This window comes from Ruegeria sp. CJ9 (assembly GCF_056536625.1).
Window position 1 is genome coordinate 228,593 of record NZ_JBQFPY010000004.1, and the last position, 19,817, is coordinate 248,409.

Annotated in this window: 21 protein-coding genes; 8 read left to right on the top strand and 13 right to left on the bottom strand. The window is 57.9% G+C overall.

The genetic code is table 11. From position 1 onward, the window contains the following. Positions 1-172 precede the first annotated feature (172 nt). The 4 genes from ACR0AJ_RS10855 to ACR0AJ_RS10870 all read left to right on the top strand — a co-directional run bounded on the left by ACR0AJ_RS10855 (position 173) and on the right by ACR0AJ_RS10870 (position 4,746). Positions 173-1,192, top strand: a complete 1,020-nt coding sequence (locus ACR0AJ_RS10855; protein WP_170351661.1) for an amino acid ABC transporter substrate-binding protein — start codon at positions 173-175, stop codon at positions 1,190-1,192. Positions 1,193-1,316: 124 nt separating this feature from the next. Further along, positions 1,317-2,585 carry an amino acid ABC transporter permease gene (locus ACR0AJ_RS10860; protein ID WP_170351660.1) on the top strand — a complete coding sequence of 423 codons (1,269 nt, stop codon included), beginning with the start codon at positions 1,317-1,319 and terminating at the stop codon, positions 2,583-2,585. A gap of 1 nt (position 2,586) precedes the next feature. Continuing rightward, on the top strand, positions 2,587-3,942 hold the full coding sequence (locus ACR0AJ_RS10865) for an amino acid ABC transporter permease (protein WP_480637976.1): 1,356 nt from the start codon (positions 2,587-2,589) through the stop codon (positions 3,940-3,942). 12 nt (positions 3,943-3,954) lie between these two features. After that, positions 3,955-4,746: an amino acid ABC transporter ATP-binding protein gene (locus tag ACR0AJ_RS10870; RefSeq protein WP_058283489.1), complete on the top strand. Its 792-nt coding sequence runs from the start codon at positions 3,955-3,957 to the stop codon at positions 4,744-4,746. Positions 4,747-4,791: 45 nt separating this feature from the next. On the opposite strand, the gene ACR0AJ_RS10875 is transcribed toward ACR0AJ_RS10870, so the two are convergent. The 3 genes from ACR0AJ_RS10875 to argB are packed head-to-tail and all read right to left on the bottom strand — an operon-like array spanning position 4,792 to position 6,845. Further along, the gene (locus tag ACR0AJ_RS10875; protein ID WP_480648887.1) at positions 4,792-5,289 is read right to left on the bottom strand and encodes a SixA phosphatase family protein; all 498 of its coding nucleotides are present in this window, start codon (positions 5,287-5,289) and stop codon (positions 4,792-4,794) included. Next, positions 5,286-5,963 (bottom strand): ferredoxin, encoded by a 678-nt coding sequence (locus tag ACR0AJ_RS10880; protein ID WP_480648885.1) that lies wholly within the window; start codon positions 5,961-5,963, stop codon positions 5,286-5,288. The genes ACR0AJ_RS10875 and ACR0AJ_RS10880 overlap by 4 nt, the downstream gene beginning before the upstream one ends. 18 nt (positions 5,964-5,981) lie before the next feature. Beyond that, the gene (gene argB, locus ACR0AJ_RS10885; RefSeq protein WP_170362244.1) at positions 5,982-6,845 is read right to left on the bottom strand and encodes an acetylglutamate kinase; all 864 of its coding nucleotides are present in this window, start codon (positions 6,843-6,845) and stop codon (positions 5,982-5,984) included. A gap of 117 nt (positions 6,846-6,962) precedes the next feature. Between argB and ACR0AJ_RS10890 the strand changes: the two genes are divergently transcribed. Beyond that, positions 6,963-7,688: an SDR family NAD(P)-dependent oxidoreductase gene (locus ACR0AJ_RS10890; protein ID WP_170378434.1), complete on the top strand. Its 726-nt coding sequence runs from the start codon at positions 6,963-6,965 to the stop codon at positions 7,686-7,688. 83 nt (positions 7,689-7,771) lie between these two features. Here ACR0AJ_RS10890 and ACR0AJ_RS10895 read toward each other — a convergent pair whose 3' ends face one another. The 7 genes from ACR0AJ_RS10895 to ttcA form a co-directional block, all read right to left on the bottom strand. Then, a complete protein-coding gene (locus tag ACR0AJ_RS10895) occupies positions 7,772-9,175 on the bottom strand; it encodes a PepSY-associated TM helix domain-containing protein (protein WP_170378435.1) in 1,404 nt (467 codons plus the stop codon). 66 nt (positions 9,176-9,241) lie between these two features. Further along, on the bottom strand, positions 9,242-9,610 hold the full coding sequence (locus tag ACR0AJ_RS10900) for a DUF2946 domain-containing protein (RefSeq protein WP_480740826.1): 369 nt from the start codon (positions 9,608-9,610) through the stop codon (positions 9,242-9,244). Next, positions 9,607-10,260, bottom strand: a complete 654-nt coding sequence (yihA, locus tag ACR0AJ_RS10905) for a ribosome biogenesis GTP-binding protein YihA/YsxC (protein ID WP_170351652.1) — start codon at positions 10,258-10,260, stop codon at positions 9,607-9,609. Before yihA ends, ACR0AJ_RS10900 begins: the two co-directional genes overlap by 4 nt. After that, positions 10,257-10,994, bottom strand: a complete 738-nt coding sequence (locus ACR0AJ_RS10910; protein ID WP_170351651.1) for an MOSC domain-containing protein — start codon at positions 10,992-10,994, stop codon at positions 10,257-10,259. The genes yihA and ACR0AJ_RS10910 overlap by 4 nt, the downstream gene beginning before the upstream one ends. Beyond that, a complete protein-coding gene (gene yidC / locus ACR0AJ_RS10915) occupies positions 10,991-12,814 on the bottom strand; it encodes a membrane protein insertase YidC (protein WP_480740827.1) in 1,824 nt (607 codons plus the stop codon). The genes ACR0AJ_RS10910 and yidC overlap by 4 nt, the downstream gene beginning before the upstream one ends. 123 nt (positions 12,815-12,937) lie before the next feature. Continuing rightward, the gene (locus tag ACR0AJ_RS10920; RefSeq protein ID WP_480740829.1) at positions 12,938-14,482 is read right to left on the bottom strand and encodes a putative bifunctional diguanylate cyclase/phosphodiesterase; all 1,545 of its coding nucleotides are present in this window, start codon (positions 14,480-14,482) and stop codon (positions 12,938-12,940) included. Between the two features lie 71 nt (positions 14,483-14,553). Beyond that, the gene (gene ttcA, locus ACR0AJ_RS10925) at positions 14,554-15,447 is read right to left on the bottom strand and encodes a tRNA 2-thiocytidine(32) synthetase TtcA (RefSeq protein ID WP_480740831.1); all 894 of its coding nucleotides are present in this window, start codon (positions 15,445-15,447) and stop codon (positions 14,554-14,556) included. Between the two features lie 112 nt (positions 15,448-15,559). Between ttcA and ACR0AJ_RS10930 the strand changes: the two genes are divergently transcribed. Then, a complete protein-coding gene (locus ACR0AJ_RS10930; protein WP_480648867.1) occupies positions 15,560-16,504 on the top strand; it encodes an alpha/beta hydrolase in 945 nt (314 codons plus the stop codon). A 28-nt stretch (positions 16,505-16,532) separates the two neighbouring features. Here ACR0AJ_RS10930 and yidD read toward each other — a convergent pair whose 3' ends face one another. Genes yidD through rpmH form a run of 3 tightly spaced genes read right to left on the bottom strand, consistent with a single transcriptional unit; the run spans position 16,533 to position 17,351 of the window. Beyond that, positions 16,533-16,769 carry a membrane protein insertion efficiency factor YidD gene (gene yidD, locus ACR0AJ_RS10935; protein ID WP_170351646.1) on the bottom strand — a complete coding sequence of 79 codons (237 nt, stop codon included), beginning with the start codon at positions 16,767-16,769 and terminating at the stop codon, positions 16,533-16,535. Continuing rightward, positions 16,766-17,191: a ribonuclease P protein component gene (gene rnpA, locus ACR0AJ_RS10940; protein ID WP_480648865.1), complete on the bottom strand. Its 426-nt coding sequence runs from the start codon at positions 17,189-17,191 to the stop codon at positions 16,766-16,768. Before rnpA ends, yidD begins: the two co-directional genes overlap by 4 nt. 25 nt (positions 17,192-17,216) lie before the next feature. Further along, a complete protein-coding gene (gene rpmH, locus ACR0AJ_RS10945) occupies positions 17,217-17,351 on the bottom strand; it encodes a 50S ribosomal protein L34 (protein WP_005980833.1) in 135 nt (44 codons plus the stop codon). A 296-nt stretch (positions 17,352-17,647) separates the two neighbouring features. Here rpmH and ACR0AJ_RS10950 point away from each other — a divergent pair, with 296 nt between their 5' ends. Continuing rightward, a complete protein-coding gene (locus ACR0AJ_RS10950) occupies positions 17,648-18,379 on the top strand; it encodes a TVP38/TMEM64 family protein (protein ID WP_480648905.1) in 732 nt (243 codons plus the stop codon). Between the two features lie 4 nt (positions 18,380-18,383). Continuing rightward, the gene (locus ACR0AJ_RS10955) at positions 18,384-19,802 is read left to right on the top strand and encodes a dihydrolipoyl dehydrogenase family protein (RefSeq protein WP_480740834.1); all 1,419 of its coding nucleotides are present in this window, start codon (positions 18,384-18,386) and stop codon (positions 19,800-19,802) included. Positions 19,803-19,817: the final 15 nt, after the last annotated feature.

Below are 19,817 nucleotides of genomic sequence, written 5' to 3' on the forward strand. Positions count from 1 at the left end.
ATCTTTGAATTGACTCATCGTTTTCCCTGATCCGGGCCTTGACGTTTGTTTATGAATACGCCCAAACTCGTGCCCACTAAAGGGGAGACACCTTTGGGGAAACCTTTCTGGTGCCAAAGGTGCCGGACAGAGCCGTCTCTGGATAGGGACGGGAAATCAGGAAGAGGTAAAAATGAAAAAATCCGTAATCTTGGGCGTGGCAACCATCGCCGGCCTGGCTGCTGGTGCGGCTGCGGCGGGGACTGCTGATGATGTCAAGGCGCGCGGCAAACTGAACTGTGGCGTGGCGACCGGTGTTCCCGGCTTTGCCAGCCCGGACGCCAATGGCGAATGGCAGGGCTTTGACGTGGCCGTGTGCCGCGCCGTTGCAGCCGCCGTTCTGGACGATCCGACCGCTGTAGAATTCATTCCGACCACCGGTAAGACACGCTTTACCGCGCTGGCTTCGGGCGAGATCGACATGCTGGCCCGCAACACCACTTGGACCTTCAGCCGCGACGTCGACCTGAAGTTCGAATTCGTCGGCATCAACTATTATGATGGTCAGGGTTTCATGGTTCCCAAGGCTCTGGGCGTCAGCTCGGCCAAGGAACTGGACGGCGCGACGGTCTGCATCCAGACCGGCACTACGACCGAGCTCAACCTGGCGGATTTCTTCCGCATAAACAACATGAGCTATGAGCCGGTTCCGATCGAAACCAACGCCGAAGCGCAGCAGCAGTATCTGGCTGGTGCCTGTGACGTCTATACCACCGACGCATCTGGCCTGGCGGCAACTCGTGCCACCTTTGAAAACGCTGGTGATCACGTGATCCTGCCCGAAATCATCTCGAAAGAGCCGCTGGGCCCGCTGGTCCGTCATGGCGATCACGAATGGGGCGATGTGGTCCGCTGGACCCTCAACGCACTGATCGCGGCGGAAGAGCTGGGTGTAACCTCGGCGAACATCGACGAGATGTCCAGCGGTGCCACCGACAACCCAGAGGTAAACCGCCTGTTGGGTACCGAAGGTACGCTGGGTGAGATGCTGGGTCTGGACGCGAACTGGGCACAGCGCGCGATCAAAGTCGGCGGCAACTATGGCGAAGTGTTTGCCAAGAACATCGGTGAAGAAACTCCGATCGGTCTGGCACGCGGCCTGAACGCTCAGTGGACTGATGGCGGTCTGCTTTACGCACCGCCCTTCCGCTAAAAACCACGGAAAAGGGCGCGGGGCAACCTGCGCCCTTTTTCCTTCCATAAGAAACACGCCCGGAACGATCTGAGCAGAAGCAAACTCTGCCATAAACCGGGATGCACGGGGAAAAACATAGGTCATGACGACACTCACTGACCCGCCGAAGGAGCACTTCCGGCTGTCCATGCTCCTTTACGATACGCGGTACCGATCTGCGACCATTCAGGTCATAGCGATGATCGGTTTCATGCTTCTGGCAGCCTGGATTATCAACAACACCATTCAGAACCTCGAAACACTGGGCAGAACAGTCGGGTTCGATTTTTTTGCCGAACCGGCCAGCTATGACATCAACCAGCGTCTGCTGGAATACGACTCGCGCGATACCCATCTGCGTGCGGCGTTCATAGGCCTGCTAAACACGCTGGTTGTCGCAGTTCTGGGCTGTATCACGGCAACGATCATTGGCGTTATGGTCGGTGTTTTGCGCCTGTCGAATAACTGGCTGATCGCGCGGATCATGACGGTTTATGTCGAAATGTTCCGCAACGTGCCAGTGCTGCTTTGGATCGTGTTCGCCATGGCCATTCTGATCGAAAGCCTGCCGGCACCGCGCGCCTTCCGGGGTGAAAACCCAGAAGCCACTATGGATCTGTTCGGCACAGTCGCTGTGACCAATCGCGGGGTCTATATCCCCGAATTCCTGTTTTCGCGCGGGTTGGGAGATATTCACTTGTTCGGCACGTCGAGCCTGCGGTTCGATGTTTCGCTGGACCTCATCGCCTTCCTGATCGTTCTTGGCGGCAGCATCTTCGCAATGCGCAAAGTGTCGGCCTGGGCCAATGCGACGCAGGAAAAGACGGGTGACCGTCCGACCATCTGGCACATCCAGCTGGGCTTGCTGTTCGTTCCGTCGATTATTCTGCTGACGGTGCTGGGCTTTCATTTAGGCTACCCTGAGTTGAAAGGCTTTAACTTCACCGGTGGCACCCATATGCGGAACTCGTTGATCGCGTTGTGGCTGGCCCTGTCGCTGTACACTGCGGCTTTCATCGCCGAGATCGTTCGCGCCGGTATTCTGGCAATTTCGAAGGGTCAGACCGAGGCCGCATCCGCACTGGGTCTGCGCCCTGGCCGGACCATGCGTCTGGTGATCCTGCCGCAGGCGTTGCGGGTGATTATCCCGCCGATGATCTCGAACTATCTGAACCTGACCAAGAACTCGTCGCTGGCGATCGCGGTCGGATATATGGACATCACGGGTACTTTGGGTGGCATCACCATGAACCAGACCGGCCGCGAGCTGGAATGCGTTCTGCTGCTGATGCTGGTCTATCTGTCCATCTCGCTGAGCATTTCGGCGGTGATGAACTGGTACAACAACCGTGTCAAACTGGTGGAGCGGTAATATGAGTGATGTTTCATTTGTCCGCACGGAAATGTTGCCGGAGCAGGCACCACCTGCATCCGAGGTCGGTGTGCTGGGATGGATCAGGCATAACCTGTTCTCAAGCTGGCTCAACGCCATCCTGACCATCATCTCACTGTTCTTCATCTACTATGTGCTGTCCAACATCCTGTCATGGACGTTCGAATCCGTATGGAATGCCAATTCTCTGTCGGAATGTCGCGAGATCATGATGGCGACATGGGGTGATACTCATGGCCATGCCTGCTGGGGTGTTATCAAGGACCGGTGGCTGCAATTGCTGTACGGGTTCTATCCGCCTTATCCGGCGCATCCGGACGCGACGTGGTCTAACCCACCTGAATCGGGCGGCTGGCCGGCCTATTTCCGGCCGAACCTGACCTTCATCCTGTTGCTGGTTGCTATTGCGCCGGTGTTGTTCACCAAAGTGCCGCGTAAGCTGTTGTTCGTAACGGCGGCCTATCCGTTTCTGCTGCCTTGGCTGATGTGGGGTGGAAGCATTTGGGGGCCGCTGATGGTCGCTGCTGGGTTCGCCATTGGGTACTTTGTATACAAGCTGGCGCTACCCGCCGCAGGTTCCTTGATGGCGCTGATTCTGGCGATTGGATTGCCGATACTCTGGTGGTTGTTTGCCTCTGGACCGGTTGCTGTTGCGATCGATTCAGTGATTCCCGTTGGTATCGCGCCGGTCGAAAGCCGCGACTTTGGTGGCTTTATGCTGGCAATCTTGTTGGGTGTTGTGGCCATTGGTGTCTCGCTGCCAATTGGCATCGTTCTGGCGCTGGGTCGGCAGTCCGATCTGATGATCGTCAAATACCTGTGCGTGGGCTTTATCGAGTTCATTCGCGGCGTGCCGCTGATCACCTTGCTGTTCGTGGCCTCGCTGCTGTTGAACCTGTTCCTGCCGCCGGGAACCAATTTTGACATCATCCTGCGAGTGATGATCATGATGACCCTATTCTCGGCCGCCTATATGGCCGAGGTGATCCGGGGTGGTCTGGCAGCCTTGCCGCGCGGTCAGTACGAAGGGGCCGACAGTCTGGGCCTTAACTACTGGCAGGCCCAACGGCTGATCATCATGCCGCAAGCGCTGAAAATCTCGATCCCGGGCATCGTGAGCACCTTTATCGGCATTTTCAAGGATACCACGCTGGTCTCGATCATCGGTCTTTTCGACGTGATTGGCCTGACCAACGGCATCCGCGCCGATACCGCCTGGAACGGCGTCTACTGGGAGCTGTTCGCCTTTATCGGCGTGCTGTTCTTCGTCGTCTGCTTCTCCATGTCCCGTTATTCCATGTATCTGGAGCGCAAGCTTCAGACTGGCCACCGCTAAGGAGTTCAACACATGTCTGAACTTGCAATTGAACGCGAAATCGACCGCTCGAAGATGCAGGTGAGCGACGAGGTCGCCATCGAAATCACCAACATGAACAAGTGGTACGGGGCCTTCCACGTGCTGCGCGACATCAATCTGACCGTCAACCAGGGCGAGCGGATCGTGATCGCGGGGCCATCGGGGTCGGGCAAGTCCACTCTGATCCGCTGCCTGAACGCGCTGGAGGAACACCAGCAGGGCAGGATCGTTGTGGACGGGACCGAGCTGTCGAATGACCTCAAGAACATCGACAAGATCCGGTCCGAGGTTGGCATGGTGTTTCAGCACTTCAACCTGTTCCCGCACCTGACTATCCTGGAAAACTGCACGCTGGCTCCGATCTGGGTGCGCAAGACGCCCAAGAAAGAGGCCGAAGAGCGTGCGATGCATTTCCTGGAAAAGGTGAAAATCCCTGAACAGGCCGACAAATACCCCGGTCAGCTTTCGGGCGGTCAGCAGCAGCGTGTGGCGATTGCCCGCTCGCTCTGCATGATGCCGCGGATCATGTTGTTCGATGAACCGACATCGGCGCTGGACCCTGAGATGATCAAAGAGGTGCTCGACACCATGATCGAGCTGGCCGAGGAAGGCATGACCATGCTGTGCGTGACGCACGAGATGGGCTTTGCCCGTCAGGTCGCCAACCGTGTGATCTTTATGGATGCCGGTCAGATTGTGGAACAGAACGAACCGGAAGAGTTCTTCAACAACCCACAAAGCGAACGGACCAAGCTGTTCCTCAGCCAGATTCTGGGCCACTGATCCCAGAGAACCGGACGAAAAGGCGGGGTTTTGCCCCGCCTTTTTTCATTCCAGCAGCTCCCGTGGAATGACAAACCCCTGCACGGTGCCGCTGTGCCATCGGACATGCGCCCAGTCGTCGATATCAAACCGGATCACGGTGGTGGCGCAGGTCGGGTAGTCGTGGAACCGGGCGTGGTCTGGTGCCTCCCGGACAATGCGGCTGGCAAAGACGCCGATCCCGGGGTTGTGGCCCAGCATCAGCACTGTGGGTTCTGTCGCCCCTGACAATTCGGTCAGAATGTCTTCGGACTCCGCGTGATAAAGCGCACGGTGAAACGTGATCTTGTCCGCCTGCAGCCCCATACGGTCCCAGGTTTCACGGGTGCGGGTCGATGTTGAACTTAGCACCTCATCTGGCAGCCAGCCGTTTGCGCGCAGCCAACCGGCTATCGCCGGGGCGGATTTGCGTCCGCGTTTGTTCAAAGGGCGATCATGATCCGAAAGATACAAGTCATTCCAACTGGATTTCGCGTGGCGAGTCAGGATCAGGGTGCGGCTCATGACGGGTGAAAGGCCTTCATGTGATGGGCGGATTGCTCAGCATCGCGCCCTGCACCCTCGCTAAGGGGGCAGGACAGCCGCGCCAGACACCCACCTGTCATGCAGGTCTGCCCTGCCGCGGTGGACAGATGAGCGTGACAGGCCCCGACATCATAGAAATTCTGACTGTTCAGGGCGCCGACGGGGCAGGTTTGGGTACAGGGGGCCGGGCAGTTGATGCAAGGAGAGGAGCCGGGAACCTCGGGGATAATGAACTCTTCGGTAAAATGCAGCGCCCCACGGTATGAGATCATCATGCCGACGGTATCATGCACCAGCGCGCCCACCGGGCTGCTGAAGGTACGCCCGGATTTCAGGGCCCAGTCGATGAAGGGTGCGTAGGGCGGGCCGCCGAAGGGAAAATGTGCCTCGGCCCCCATATCGTGGGCCAACTGCCCAACCACGCGCGTTGACCACCGATCAACCGGGTGGTCGCCTGGCCATTCGGGTGCGGATTTCAGCGTGGGCCAGAATGATTTTCCCGCGCCCAACAGGATCAGCGTGCCGCCATCCAATTGTTTGGCGTCGACCCGGTGTGGGTGCAGGGCGCCCATCACGATCAGACCCGCTTGCAGCACCGCATGTTCCACGCGGTCATAGAAGGTTGATGAGGAGGTCGGGGGACGTCCGGTCATGTCTCCTCCGTTGGGTAATTAGTCGGGCCGGATAAGCGAGCCTGCGCCGTGTTCGGTGAACAGCTCCAACAGCACCGCATTGGGCGCACGCCCATCCAGAATGACCACGGCCCGTACGCCGCTGTGCAAGGCATCCAGAGCCGTTTCGGTCTTGGGGATCATCCCACCCGCAATGGTGCCGTCCATGGTCATTTCGCGGATCTGACCGGCTTTCAGCTCGGTCACAACCTCGCCGCCCGCGTTCTTAACGCCCGAAACATCCGTCAGCAGCAGCAGCCGGTCCGCCTTGAGCGCCGAAGCAATAGCCCCGGCAGCAGTGTCGCCATTGATGTTGAAGGTCTCGCCGTTCTTACCTGCGCCCAGAGGCGCGATCACGGGGATCACGTCATGCGCGAACAGGTTATGCAAAATCGCCGGATCCATCTGCGACGGAGAGCCGACAAACCCAAGTGACGGATCGGCCTGATCGCAGATCATCAGGTTGGCATCCTTGCCCGACAGGCCCACCGCCTTGCCGCCCTGACCATTGATTGCCTGCACGATGCGTTTGTTTACCAGGCCGGACAGCACCATCTCGACCACTTCGACGGTGGCTTTGTCGGTCACACGTTTGCCGTTCACGAACTCCGACTGGATGTTCAGCTGATCCAGCATCGCGTTGATCATCGGCCCGCCGCCATGCACGACCACCGGGTTGACCCCGACCTGACGCATCAGAACGACGTCGCGGGCAAAGCTTTCCATCGCTTCGTCGCTGCCCATGGCGTGGCCGCCCAGTTTGATGACGACGATTGCACCGTCATAGCGTTGCAGATACGGCAATGCGCTGTTCAAAGTGGCGGCGGTGGCGATCCAGTCCCGGTTCATGTCTCGTGTCTTCATATCTTGGTCCTCTTCCACACGTGTTAGGCGTTTTGGCGGCATAAGCCAAGATCGCTGTTGTGAGTGCAGTCGCCACTGTTAGTGTGCCTGCATGCCCTGAAACAGGAGACACATCCAATGGAGCAAAAAACTCTTATTCTGACGGGTGCTAGCCGGGGCATTGGGTTCGCAACGGTTCGTCGGTTCCATGCCGAAGGTTGGCGGGTTATCACGTGCTCGCGCTCTCCTGTGCCGGATGATTGTCCGTGGGAAGGAAAAGAAAATCATTTGCAGCTGGATCTGAGCGATCCTGCCGAAACGATCAATTCAGTTGGTGTCCTGCAAGAAATGGTCGGAGGCAAACTACACGCCCTCGTCAACAACGCGGGGGTGTCGCCGAAGGGCCCAGAAGGAGAGCGATTGAATACGCTGGACACCGACCTCATGACTTGGGGGCAGGTGTTCCACGTCAATTTCTTTGCTTCCGTTGTTCTGGCGCGCGGCTTGAAAGAGGAATTGGCCGCAGCCCGTGGATCAGTCGTTAACGTCACATCCATTGCAGGGTCGCGCGTACATCCGTTTGCAGGCGCGGCCTACGCTACATCCAAGGCGGCGCTGGCAGCGCTGACGCGGGAAATGGCACATGACTTCGGCCCAATGGGCGTGCGGGTGAACGCAATCGCACCTGGTGAGGTTGAAACCGGAATCCTCAGCCCCGGCACCAATAAAATAGTGGAAAAGTTGCCACTTGGACGGTTAGGGCAGCCCGAAGAAGTCGCAGCAGCTATCTATTTCCTGTGTTCTCAGGAAAGCTCATACATCTCGGGGGCGGAAATCGAGGTGAATGGGGCACAGCACGTATAGGACATTCGCGGACGCTGCCAAACCCAGACAGCGGAAACATCGGGATCGATCGGGCCGCACCGATGCGATGCGGCCCGGATTTGTCAGCTCAGGGCTTTTTTCATCACCGGGATATTGCTGATCAGCAGCAAGTCAAAGACTAGCACCGCCAGCAATGTCAGACCCACCAGCGGGAAGGCCATCGCGGTGAGCAGACCGATCACAACAGCCCCTTTCCACAGCGGCATTTCCGCAGGCATTGGCGGCGCGGCCAGTCGCCCCGCACTCTGTGGCCGCCGTTTCAGCCACATCACCACGCCCGAGACGCAAGCAAAGATGACCGACAGGCAGAACACGACGTTCAGGATAAAGTTCCACGTCCCCATCAGCCCCATGTGAAACGGAATGCCAACAGCCATGGACTTCCCCATCAGCGAATAATCCTGATACCGCACATCGGCCAAGATCTTGCCGGTATACTGATCCACATGAACGGTGCGGTCGTTTGCCGGATCGGTCGAGTCGCTGCTCATGCTGTCGCGGTTCAGGGTCCAGACGCCCTCCTCGCCGTTGGGATACGCGACGCGGAAGCGTCCTGACATGTCCAGCGCCACTCCCAACGCCACCAAGGCATCGATATCCACCGGCGCGCCTTGCGGTACGCCATCAATCCCGGCCTCAGAACCCGAGGCGGGCATCGGCGTTTGCTCTAGTGCCCAGGGAACGTCGTTTTGGTGCCCGTGGTTCATGCTGGCGTGGATATCGTCCGAGAGGGGCACGTTGTCCCATTTCTCGGCCGGGAAGCTGCTCCAGGGTTGTACGATCATTCCACCCCAGACACCGGCCCAGGAGAGGCCCGAGATCAGAAAGACAACCAGCAGCCCGGACATCCAGAAACTGATCACGGCATGTAGGGATTTCCACAAAGCACGGCCTCGCGTGCGCAGGTTGGGGACAAATGCAGCCATGGCGTTGCCGCGTGGCCACCACATGTAAAGACCGGTGAAGACCATCAGCAGGCTCAGACCGGCGGCGATTTCAATGATGCGATCCCCGGTTGTCCCGATCAGCAGGGTCGAGTGAATATTGTCCGCCAGATCGTACCAGCCCGCGCGACGATCCCAGATTTGCAGGACCTCTCCGGCATAGGGGTCGACGGCTACAAGGCGTTGGCCTGCCTCGGTTTTGATACGAAACACGGTGGCCAAATCGGCGGCTTTCGGGCCAATCCATTCGACGACTGTGCCGGGGAGTTCGGTTAGCGCGACCTCGGCCTGTTGCGATATTGGCAGGGCGGTTCCCTGAACTTCGACCGCAATTTTTTCGCCATCGCGACCGTCATATTGGGTGATGAGCATCATCATCAACCCGGTGACGGCCAGAATGATCAGGAAGGGGATAACGAAAATCCCCGCATAGAAATGCCACCGCCAGGCGGCGAAGTAGAACTTTTGCGCAGCAGTGTTTTGCGCCGGGGTGTCCCCCAGGGTTTGGCTATCAAATGCCATAGTGTTCTCCGGATTCGAAAATTGCCCCGCGCAGCGTATGCGCAGGCTCTCAGATGTTGAGGTGAATCAGGAGAAGACGGGAGGCGCCCGCGCGTCATAACGGGCATAGTACCCGGCGCTGCGATGGGTAAAGTCGTGGTGGACCCAGCGCGGCTGGATCGTTGCCTCGAAAGGCATGGTGTCCCCGACGGTGGTCAGGGTGACATCTGCGGTCAGCCCCGCGAAGGGGCACATTGCGCGCTCGTCAGTGTCGTCGTGTATGGGATCGTCCGGGTTCAGATCGACCCATTGTTCGACCGTGCCTTCGCCGGTGCAGAGAACCAGCAACACCTTGCCGTCATTGCCCATTGTGGGCATCCAGCCCTGCGGAATCACACCGGTCAGCAACAGCGCCAGTGTGGGCAACAGGGCAAAGAGACGAAGCGGCAGAGTCATTCCAGATGCGCGATGATCGAGCGCAAGGTCGGAATGCCATCGCCTTTTTCGGACGAGGTCAGCACGATTTCAGGAAAGGCCGCAGGATGTTTCGACAATGCGCCGCGTACTTGTTCCAGCACCTTTTCGCGTTCTTTGGCTTTGACTTTGTCTGCCTTGGTCAGAACGCATTGAAAAGTCACAGCGCTGGTGTCCAGCAGCTTCATGATCTCGGCATCCACCGGCTTTACCCCATGGCGCGCGTCGATCAGGACAAAGGCCCGGCGCAAGGTCTGACGTCCGCTCAGGTACTGTTTCAGCAACCGCTGCCACTTTTCCACCACCTTCACCGGCGCATTGGCGTAGCCATAACCGGGCAGGTCGACCAGATATAGTTCGGGGCCTTGAGTGAAGAAGTTGATCTCTTGCGTGCGGCCCGGAGTGTTCGAAGCGCGCGCCAGTCCCTTGGTACCCGTTAGCGCGTTGATCAGGCTGGATTTGCCCACATTGGAACGGCCGGCAAAGCAAACCTCAAGCCGATCCGGCGCAGGTAGGCCATCCATGGCGACCACGCCCTTGACGAATTCAGACTCGCCCGCAAACAATTTGCGTCCGCGCTCCAACGCGAATTCATCGGGGTTTTCGGCTAAAGGAAAGGGGAGGGGGCTCATAACAATTCTACCTTATCGCCAACCGAGATTGCGCCGCCTTCAAGAACTTCGGCATAGACGCCGAAATCCTGGTGACCCCAGGTTTCAAGTGCGCCCAATGTATCGGTATCGCGTACACCTGTGTCAGGGTTGGCTGTGGTTGCCAAACAGCGGGTGATGCGCTCGCGTACGCGAAGCACGGCCTCGCCGATCTGAACCTCACGACCCAGCCAGTCGAATTCTTCCCACAAGGGCAGGCCGTCGAACCAGATGTTGCCTCGCCAGCGGCGCACCGACAAATCTTGGCCCAGCTTTTGTCCGACCGCACGATGCGATGCCAGGTTGCACAGGCTGATTGAAGGGAAATCACTGTCGGTCATCCCGCGCCCTGGAACCCGAATGATCCGTGCCGAGGCCGCGCGGTTTGCGGGCATTAGGGGCTGGACCCAATCCAGAAACGCCTGTTGCTCACTGTCTGGGGCAAAGGTCAGGTCAGGGCGATCCGGGTGGGACAATGTCAGTGTGTCGCCGTTTGATTGCGTTGAAATCGCCATCAACTGTGGTGCTTTTGCGCCGCGACTGAAGTTGGCGCAAGGGACCCATTTTGAACCATCCGCTTTGGATGCCTCATGCGCAACCGCCCAAACGCGATCCCCGGGCATGGTCTGCCCGGGGGTCACGTTTACGGTTTCGACGGCTTCGCGACCATGGCTTTTGATCGGATGCCGCCAAAGCTGGGTCACTTCAGCTGTCATTTATCATCCGTTTTCGGCGTGCGCTTGAAGCTGGACTTAATGTTGCCGAACACGTCCGGCTTAAAGCCTTGGCTGCGCATGATCAGGTACTGCTGGGTGAACGTGATCGTGTTGTTCGCGATCCAGTAGACAACCAGACCACTCGCAAAGCTGCCCAGCATGAACATGAAGACCCACGGCATCCAGGCAAAGATCATCGCCTGCGTCGGATCGGTTGGCGCCGGGTTCAGCTTTTGCTGCAGCCACATCGAGATACCCAGCAACAGCGGCAGGATACCAATAAAGATCAGTGCCATGATCGTGTCGGGCTGCGGACCGGCAAACGGCAGCAGTCCAAACAGGTTCATGATCGAGGTCGGGTCCGGCGCGCTGAGATCCCGGAACGGGCCAAACCACGGCGCTTGACGCAGTTCAATGGTGACGAAGATCACTTTGTACAGCGAGAAGAAGATCGGGATTTGCATCAGGATCGGCAGACAGCCTGCGGCGGGGTTCACCTTTTCCTTCTTGTACAGCTCCATCATGCCTTGCTGCATCTTCTGACGATCATCGCCTGCTGCCTCTTTCAGGGCTTCCATCTGCGGCTGAAGCTCTTTCATCTTTGCCATCGAGACGTAGGACTTATACGCCAACGGGAACAGGATCGCCTTGATGATCAGGGTCAGGCCGATGATCGACCACCCCATATTGCCGATCAACGCGTTGATATTGTGCAGCAGCCAGAAGATCGGTTTGGTCAGGAAAAAGAACCAACCCCAGTCGATGCTGTCGATGAATTTCTGTACGCCTTCCGACTGATATTCGCGGATGGTTTCCCATTCCTTAGCACCTGCGAACAGCTGTGTGGTGACCTCTTCGGTAGCGCCGGGGGCGACCGTCAGGGTCGGCAGCACTGTTTCGGTTTGGTATATCTTGCGGCGTTCGTCGTATTTTGCTGCGGCCTTGAACGGTGTTCCCGGTTCCGGGATCAGTGTGGTCATCCAATAGTGATCGGTAAATCCGATCCAACCATCTTCTTTGACCTGATAGACCTCGGCTTGCGCGCGCTCGTTCGGGTCGATATCAAAATCGCGGACATCGCCATAGTCAATCTCGGCCAACGTGCCGTCGGCCATGCCGATTACGCCTTCATGCAGGATGAAAAAGTTCTTCAGACCGGGCAGACCGCCATCCTCGCCAATGCCGTGGCGGGCCAGGATGCCATAGGGGGCCATGCCAACCTCGGCCTGGGTATTGTTTTCGACCGACTGGGTGACCGTAAACATATAGTTTTCGTCCACCGAGATCATGCGGCGGAAGGTCAGACCTTTGTCGTTTTCCCATTTCAGTGTGACCGGAGCGTCGACGTCCAGCGTTTCGCCGCTTTCGACCGTCCACAACGTGTTCGGGCCGGGCACATCCGCGCCTGCCACACCGGTTCCCGGCGCCCAGCCATACAGGGCATAGTAAGCCGAGTCCGAGCCAACCGGAGACAGCAATTCGACAATCGGTGCCCCTTCTTCGATCGAGACCTTGTAGTCCTTCAGGAACAGCTCATCGATCCGTCCGCCCGACAGCGACAGACTGCCCTTCAGCCGGGGGGTGTCGATTTCAACCCGTGGGGCTTGCTCTTCAGGCAGGGTTTCTTCTGCGGCCGCCGTCGCCTCACCCACAGTACCTGCGGCGCTGGGCGTCTGAACCTCATTACCCTCGGCGGTGGCAATCTCAACCTCGTCTGGTGTGAGTGTCTGCTCCGGCGGGGGAAACAGCACGAACCAAACAAGGATCACGATAAAGCTGAGCACGGTTGCAAGGATGAGATTCTTGTTCTGATCGTCCATCGGGGACAGCCACCTTAAGCAGTGAAACACACCCGGTGGGTTCAACAGAGTGCAAGCCCAAAGGTCAAGCGGATTCGCCCGTCATTTCCTTTTGGATCGCGTTTCTGTGGCGTAAATCAGCGATTACGGTCCTGTCTTGCGCCCGATCTTCGGCATTCCGTTGACCTTGTTCTGATGTGCCGCGATCCAATTCAGCGTCTTTTCAAAGGGCATTGGCTTGCCAATTCCGAACCCTTGAACATGATCGCACCCCAATTGCGCCATCAAGGCATGCTCGCCTTGGGTCTCAACCCCTTCGGCCAGCGTTTCGACATTCAGCCGCTCGGCCATCGTCAGTATTGCGCTGACCAGTTGTTGCTGGCTGGCGTCGCGATCTGCCTTGGCGACGAAAGAGCGGTCAATTTTGATCCGCGAAACATCAAAGCGCTTGATCGAAGCAATAGATGCGTGGCCGGTGCCAAAATCGTCCAGATCGATGCAGCACCCCAACTTGGCCATGCTGGTCACGTTGCGGGTAATCACATCGTCGGGGCGGCGCGAGAACACGGTTTCCAGAACTTCCACCGCCAACCTGTCCGGTGTCAAATCATTCTGGTCCAACTCCCATTTCAGGCGGTCGATCAACGCTGGATCGCGCAGTTCATCAGATGAGAAATTCACGCCGATCCGGGGAACCACGACCGAGGCGCGATCCCAATCGCGCATCGCGGCGAAAGCATGGTGCCGCATCGCCTGACCGAATTTCTCCATCAACTCGGCCTGCTCAGCGAACGGCAAGAATACCTGTGGACTTAGTACACCCTTTTGCGGGTGTTCCCAGCGGGCCAGAGCCTCGAAACCCGTAACGCGACCTGTGTCGGTTGAGATTTGTGGCTGGAACCAAGGGCGTATCTCACCATTGTCGAGCGCGTCCTCAAACTCTTTGCGAAGATTGGCGCGAATGCGTGATCGACGCTGTGTTTCGCTGGAAAACGCGCGAATGGTCGACGGCCCGTTCCGCTGCGCCTCGCCCAAGGCGGCTTTTGCGGCGTCGACCCAATCCTCGTACTGATCCTTAGGGACGCTACTCAGCAGGCTGAATCCGATTGAACAGGAAACGTAGACACCAGCACCATTGAGTGTAAAGGGTTCTTCAACGACGGCCTGAATGCGCCCCGCCATCTGAATGCAGGCCTCCAGATCCAATTGGTGGGATGGATGCAGGCCGATTGCGATTTTGTTAGGTTCCAGGCGGGTCGCGATATCCTGTGTTCGGATAACAGAAAGAATGCGGCTGCCAAATTGATTAGTCAGATGATTTGCCGCCGAATTGCCGTGAAGATCGAGAAAGTCGGAATAGTCATCCAGGGCGATTAGAAGGCAAGCCGAATCCGCACCATCGGTTACTGCCTTTTCGAACATGCCTTCCAGCTCGTTGTAAAAGCTGTCTACCGCCATCATGCCACCAGGAGGGTTGCGCTGCTGAAGCTGCCTGTAGGCGCGGTCGTCAAATGTGGCCGCGCCTGCGAATATCAAGGGTAAAACGAGGGCGGCAACCACCAACGCCCGTTCCCCGCCGATCCAGAACGCCGCCAAACTGATGGCGGGCACAAAGGCCAGCGCGGCAGGGCCGCTCAGAACAGAAGCAAGAGCATCAAGAACGCGGTCGAATTTGATATGTTTCCACATCGGTTTTCTTGGCCTCTACGTTTGGCAAAGCACGTATTGGGCAACCGTAGAAAACCAATCTGAGTCAGACGTTAACGCAGCTGAGGAATTTCGTCCGAATTTTCGTCTTTTTTGCCGGGGTTTAGCGCAAGGTTGGCGAAATCGAACAGTTTTGGGTCCAACAGATGCGACGGTCGCGCGTTGGTCAGTGCCCGAAACATCACTTGGCGTCGACCGGGGCTGTTTCTTTCCCACTGATCCAGAATCTGTTTCACCTGCTGACGCTGCAAGCCGTCCTGGCTGCCGCATAAATCGCAGGGGATGATCGGATAGTTCATCGAGGTGGCGAATTTCTCGCAATCGGTCTCGGCCACGTGGGCCAGTGGGCGGAACACGAACAGATCGCCTTCTTCGTTCACCAGTTTCGGTGGCATCGTGGCCAGACGCCCGCCGTGGAAGAGGTTCATGAAGAACGTTTCCAGAATGTCGTCCCGATGATGGCCCAGAACCACGGCTGAGCAACCTTCTTCGCGGGCGATCCGGTACAGGTTGCCCCGGCGCAGGCGTGAGCACAGGGCGCAAAACGTACGGCCCTGCGGAACCTTATCCACAACGATGGAATAGGTGTCTTGATATTCAATGCGGTGAGGCACGCCCATGCGTTCCAGAAAGTCGGGCAGGACCGTGGCGGGAAAACCAGGCTGACCCTGATCCAGATTACAGGCCAACAGATCGACCGGCAGCAATCCGCGCCACTTTAGTTCATAGAGAACCGCAAGCAGGGTATAGCTGTCCTTGCCACCCGACAGGCAGACCAGCCAACGGGGCGGTTTGCCGTCCTTGTCATGGGAGGACGGGTCCACCATTCCGTAATGCTCAATGGCTTCACGGGTCTGGCGAACGATGCGTTTGCGCAGCTTCTTAAACTCGGTGGTCGAGGGCGCGCCAGCAAAGAGCGGGTGGATATCGTCAGTTTCGTCAAACATGCGCCGTGGTTACAGTCGATATGGCAAGCGGGCAAGCGCGATAAGCCGGATTGTAGATTTTGGGGCATTGTTGACCTGTGATAAAAGGGCGTCATTTATCGAGGAGATTATTATGGACTATGCCTTTGTTGCCCGCGGCAAAAGCGGAAACGGCTTTTCTAACGAGCCTGCAGCCAGCCATTTTCTGGAAATTCCGGAAAGCGCGGATGATATGATGCTGTCGCACAAGATCACAAAGCGAGAATGGCGCGACAAGGTCATATTGGCCGCTCAGGGTGGTACGACGAACCCTTATACCGAGGGTGACATCGTGTTCTACGTGCATGGGTTCAATAACTCTCAGGCGGAAGTTCTTGTGCGGCACCGCAAAATCAAAGCAGGGCTAAAAGAACACGGCTTCAAAGGCGTTGTTGTGAGCTTTGACTGGCCCAGTGCGGATTCGGCCTTGAATTACTTGGAGGACCGGATGGATGCCAAGCAATCGGCCTTCCGGCTGGTGAGGGACGGCGTCGCGATGTTTTCTGAGATGCAACGACCAGAGTGTCGGATCGACTTGCACGTACTGGCACATTCGATGGGCAGCTATGTGGTGCGCGAGGCATTTGATGATGCCGATGACCGAGCCCGAATTGCCAGCAAAAGCTGGTCAGTCAGCCAGGTTATGTTGGTGGCTGGAGATCTGTCTGTCAAATCGCTTGATCCGGAGAGCTCCAAGTCTTCATCGCTTTATCGTCACTGCGTGCGACTGACGAATTACTACAATACAATGGATGACGTACTGTCGATATCTGCGGTCAAACGGATCGGGGTTGCACCAAGGGTTGGGCGGAGTGGTATGAACAGGCCGCTGCATAGCAAGGCCGCCAATGTGTATTGCGCGGCGCGCTTTAAACAAGGCGGTTTTGACGGCGGTATCAATTCCGGACACACGTTTTACTTTGATGACCCGGTATTTCTTGAAGACGTGTTCCACACCATTTCTGGCAAGTTGGACCGCGAGGAAATTCCGACCCGTACACACACGACGCAGGGCAACCTTGCTTTAAGGCCGAGTTAAGACCGCTATTCTTTGAAACACGTCTGCTCTAGTCTTTTGGTTTTTGCTCTGGAACCGGGTCATACCCGTCACCACCCCAAGGATGGCAGCGCCCGATCCGCCGGGCGGTCAGCCACGCGCCTTTGATGGCGCCGTGCTTTTCCAATGCTTCCAGCGCATAGGCCGAGCAAGTGGGCTGATAGCGGCAATTGAAGCCAACCCAGGGGCTGAACACCAGCCGATAGGCCCGAACGGGTAGGGCAAAGATATGAGACAGCAGAGTCATTTCCGCGCACTGTGAATTTTGCGCAGGGCATAGCGCAGATCATCCAGCAAAGCTTCATACGGGCGCGCGGCAGTGACCTCGGCGCGGCCGATCAGCACGTAGTCCCAACCATTCTGACCCTGTGCGGGCAGAACCGCGCTGGCAGCTTCGCGCAGGCGCCGCTTGGCGCGGTTGCGCGCCACCGCATTCCCAACCTTCTTGGAACAGGTGAACCCAACGCGAATCCCCGTAGCTTCATCCGCAGCACGTTTTCGCGCCTGCACCATCATGGACGAGGTGCCCTGCCTGCGCGCGCGGGCGGCTTTCAGGAAATCGGATCGCTTCTTGAGAACAGTCAATGTTTCAGGCACGCAAACGGACGCCGCCGGGGGCTTGACCCTCGGCTGGTTCTTACCATCCTCAGGGGCCTCCGGCGGCGTCATGTTCATAACCTGATCGGTGAGCGGTTTATGCGCTCAGCGATTTGCGGCCGCGTGCGCGACGTGCGTTCAGGATCTTGCGGCCGGCCTTGGTGGCCATGCGCGCGCGGAAACCGTGGCGGCGTTTGCGAACCAGGTTCGAAGGCTGATAGGTGCGTTTCATCGCTCCGTCTCCAATCTATGCGGTGGGGTGCGGCGCGGATTCGCCTGGCCCTAGTGTTCGAAGCCCGTCCTCTACTGGGTAGCGGTGGGTAAGTCAAACCCCTAGGTGGGGGTTTTGACGCCTTTTGCAACAATTCTGGTACGGCGTCACGCAAAAGGTTTCAAAATAGCGGTTTTATGGCCTCAAACCCTCACATTACCCGTCATTTGCATCAACGCCGCGTGAGGTCCCTGTTGCATGGGTCCCGCGCGGCGCATGTTGGGGGCAGAATGAAACGCACCAAACCGGACGGCTTGATGAGCGAAACCACCCAGACCCCGCGCAGAGGGCTTGCGCGACACGTACCTTTGCTGGTGATTCTCGCCGTGGCTGCGGTGGGGTTCTTTACGTTGGGCGATTATCTGACGTTCGAGACGTTGCGTGACAACCGCGAAGCCCTTTTGGCGTGGCGGGATGCGAATTATTGGTCCATGGCGGGTGCTTTTGTGGCGATCTACATCGTCATCGTCGCCTTTTCGCTGCCCGGCGCGGCTGTGGCGTCCATGACCGGAGGGTTTCTGTTCGGCCTTTTTGCCGGAACCGTTTTTAACGTATTTGCAGCTACCATCGGTGCATCGGCGATCTTTCTGGCCGCGCGTTGGGGGCTGGGTGAATCCCTGACCGCACGGCTGGAGGCTTCGGAAGGCACCGTGAAAAAGCTCAAGGACGGCCTGCGCGAGAACGAAATCTCGGTGCTGTTCCTGCTGCGTCTTGTGCCGGTTGTGCCGTTTTTTGTCGCCAATCTGGTGCCAGCGCTGGTGGGAGTGAAATTCCGCAACTTCTTGATCACCACAGCGCTGGGCATCATTCCGGGCGGCATCGTGTACACCTGGATCGGTGTCGGTTTAGGTGGCGTGTTCGACCGCGGCGAGACGCCGGATGTCTCGTTGCTGTGGGAACCCTTCGTTATCGGCCCCATCCTGGGCTTGTGTGCGCTGGCCGCGTTGCCGATAGTTATCAAAGCCCTGCGCGGCAAAAAGGACACCTGAACTCATGCAAGAACTGAAGACGGATATCCTGGTGATCGGGGCCGGGTCGGGTGGCTTGTCCGTTGCTGCCGGGGCTAGTCAGATGGGGGCCGACGTCATCTTGCTGGAAGGTCACAAGATGGGCGGTGACTGCCTGAATTTTGGCTGTGTACCTTCCAAGGCGCTGATCGCCAGCGGCAAGACAGCTTATGGGCAGGCCCATGCCGCAGCCATGGGTGTGGTAGACGTGATGCCGCAAGTGGATTATGCGGCTGCCAAGGATCACGTCCGTGACGTGATATCCCAGATCGAACCGATGGACAGCCAGGAACGCTTTGAAGGCTTCGGAGTCAAAGTGATACGCGAATTCGGCAGCTTTGTATCCCCCACGCAGGTGCAGGCGGGCGATCACTTGATCACTGCGCGACGGGTGGTGATTGCCACCGGCTCGTCGCCTTTGGTGCCGCCGATCCCGGGTTTGGATCAGGTGCCATATTACACCAACGAAACCATATTCGAGCTGCGTGAAAAACCCGAGCATCTGCTGATCATTGGTGGTGGCCCTATCGGGCTTGAGATGGCACAGGCCCATATCCGTCTTGGTTGCGAGGTGACCGTGATCGAAGGCATGCAGGCGCTGGGCAAGGATGACCCTGACGCGGCGGCTGTTGTGTTGGACACTTTGCGCGCCGAAGGTGTAGCCCTGCATGAACAGGCGATGGTTGCCCAAATCAGGGACAATAACGGACTGGTCGATGTCGTGACCGAGAATGGCGATATCTACACCGGCTCGCATCTGCTGATCGCCGCCGGGCGCACGGCCAATACCGACCGCCTTAATCTGGAAGCCGCCGGGATCGAACCAACCCGTACCGGGATTAAGGTGGACGCCTCGCTGCGCACCACGAACCGCAAGGTCTATGCCATCGGCGACGTGGCGGGCGGGCTGCAATTCACCCATGTGGCCGGGTATCATGCCGGGATCATCATCCGCTCGGCCTTGTTTGGCCTGCCATCCAAGGCAAAAACGACACATATCCCCTGGGCCACCTATACGGACCCGGAGCTGGCGCAGGTCGGCCTGACCGAGGCGCAAGCCCGCGACCAGCATGGCGACAGGGTAGAGATCGCGCGCTTTGACTATCACCATAACGATCGCGCCATAACCGAACGCAAGACGAAAGGCTTCATTAAGGTCATGGTCGTAAAAGGCCGTCCCGTGGGTGCCACAATCGTGGGTCATCAGGCGGGCGAATTGATCAACTTGTGGTCGCTGGCGCTCGCCAATAATCTGAAGATGGGGCAGATCGCTGCGATGATTTCGCCCTATCCGACGATCGGAGAGCTTAACAAACGCGTGGCAGGTGCCTATTTCACGCCAAGGCTGTTTGAGAATCAAATGGTTAAACGAGTGGTCGGGTTCGTCCAACGCTGGATACCCTAACCGGAAAAGGAGCGT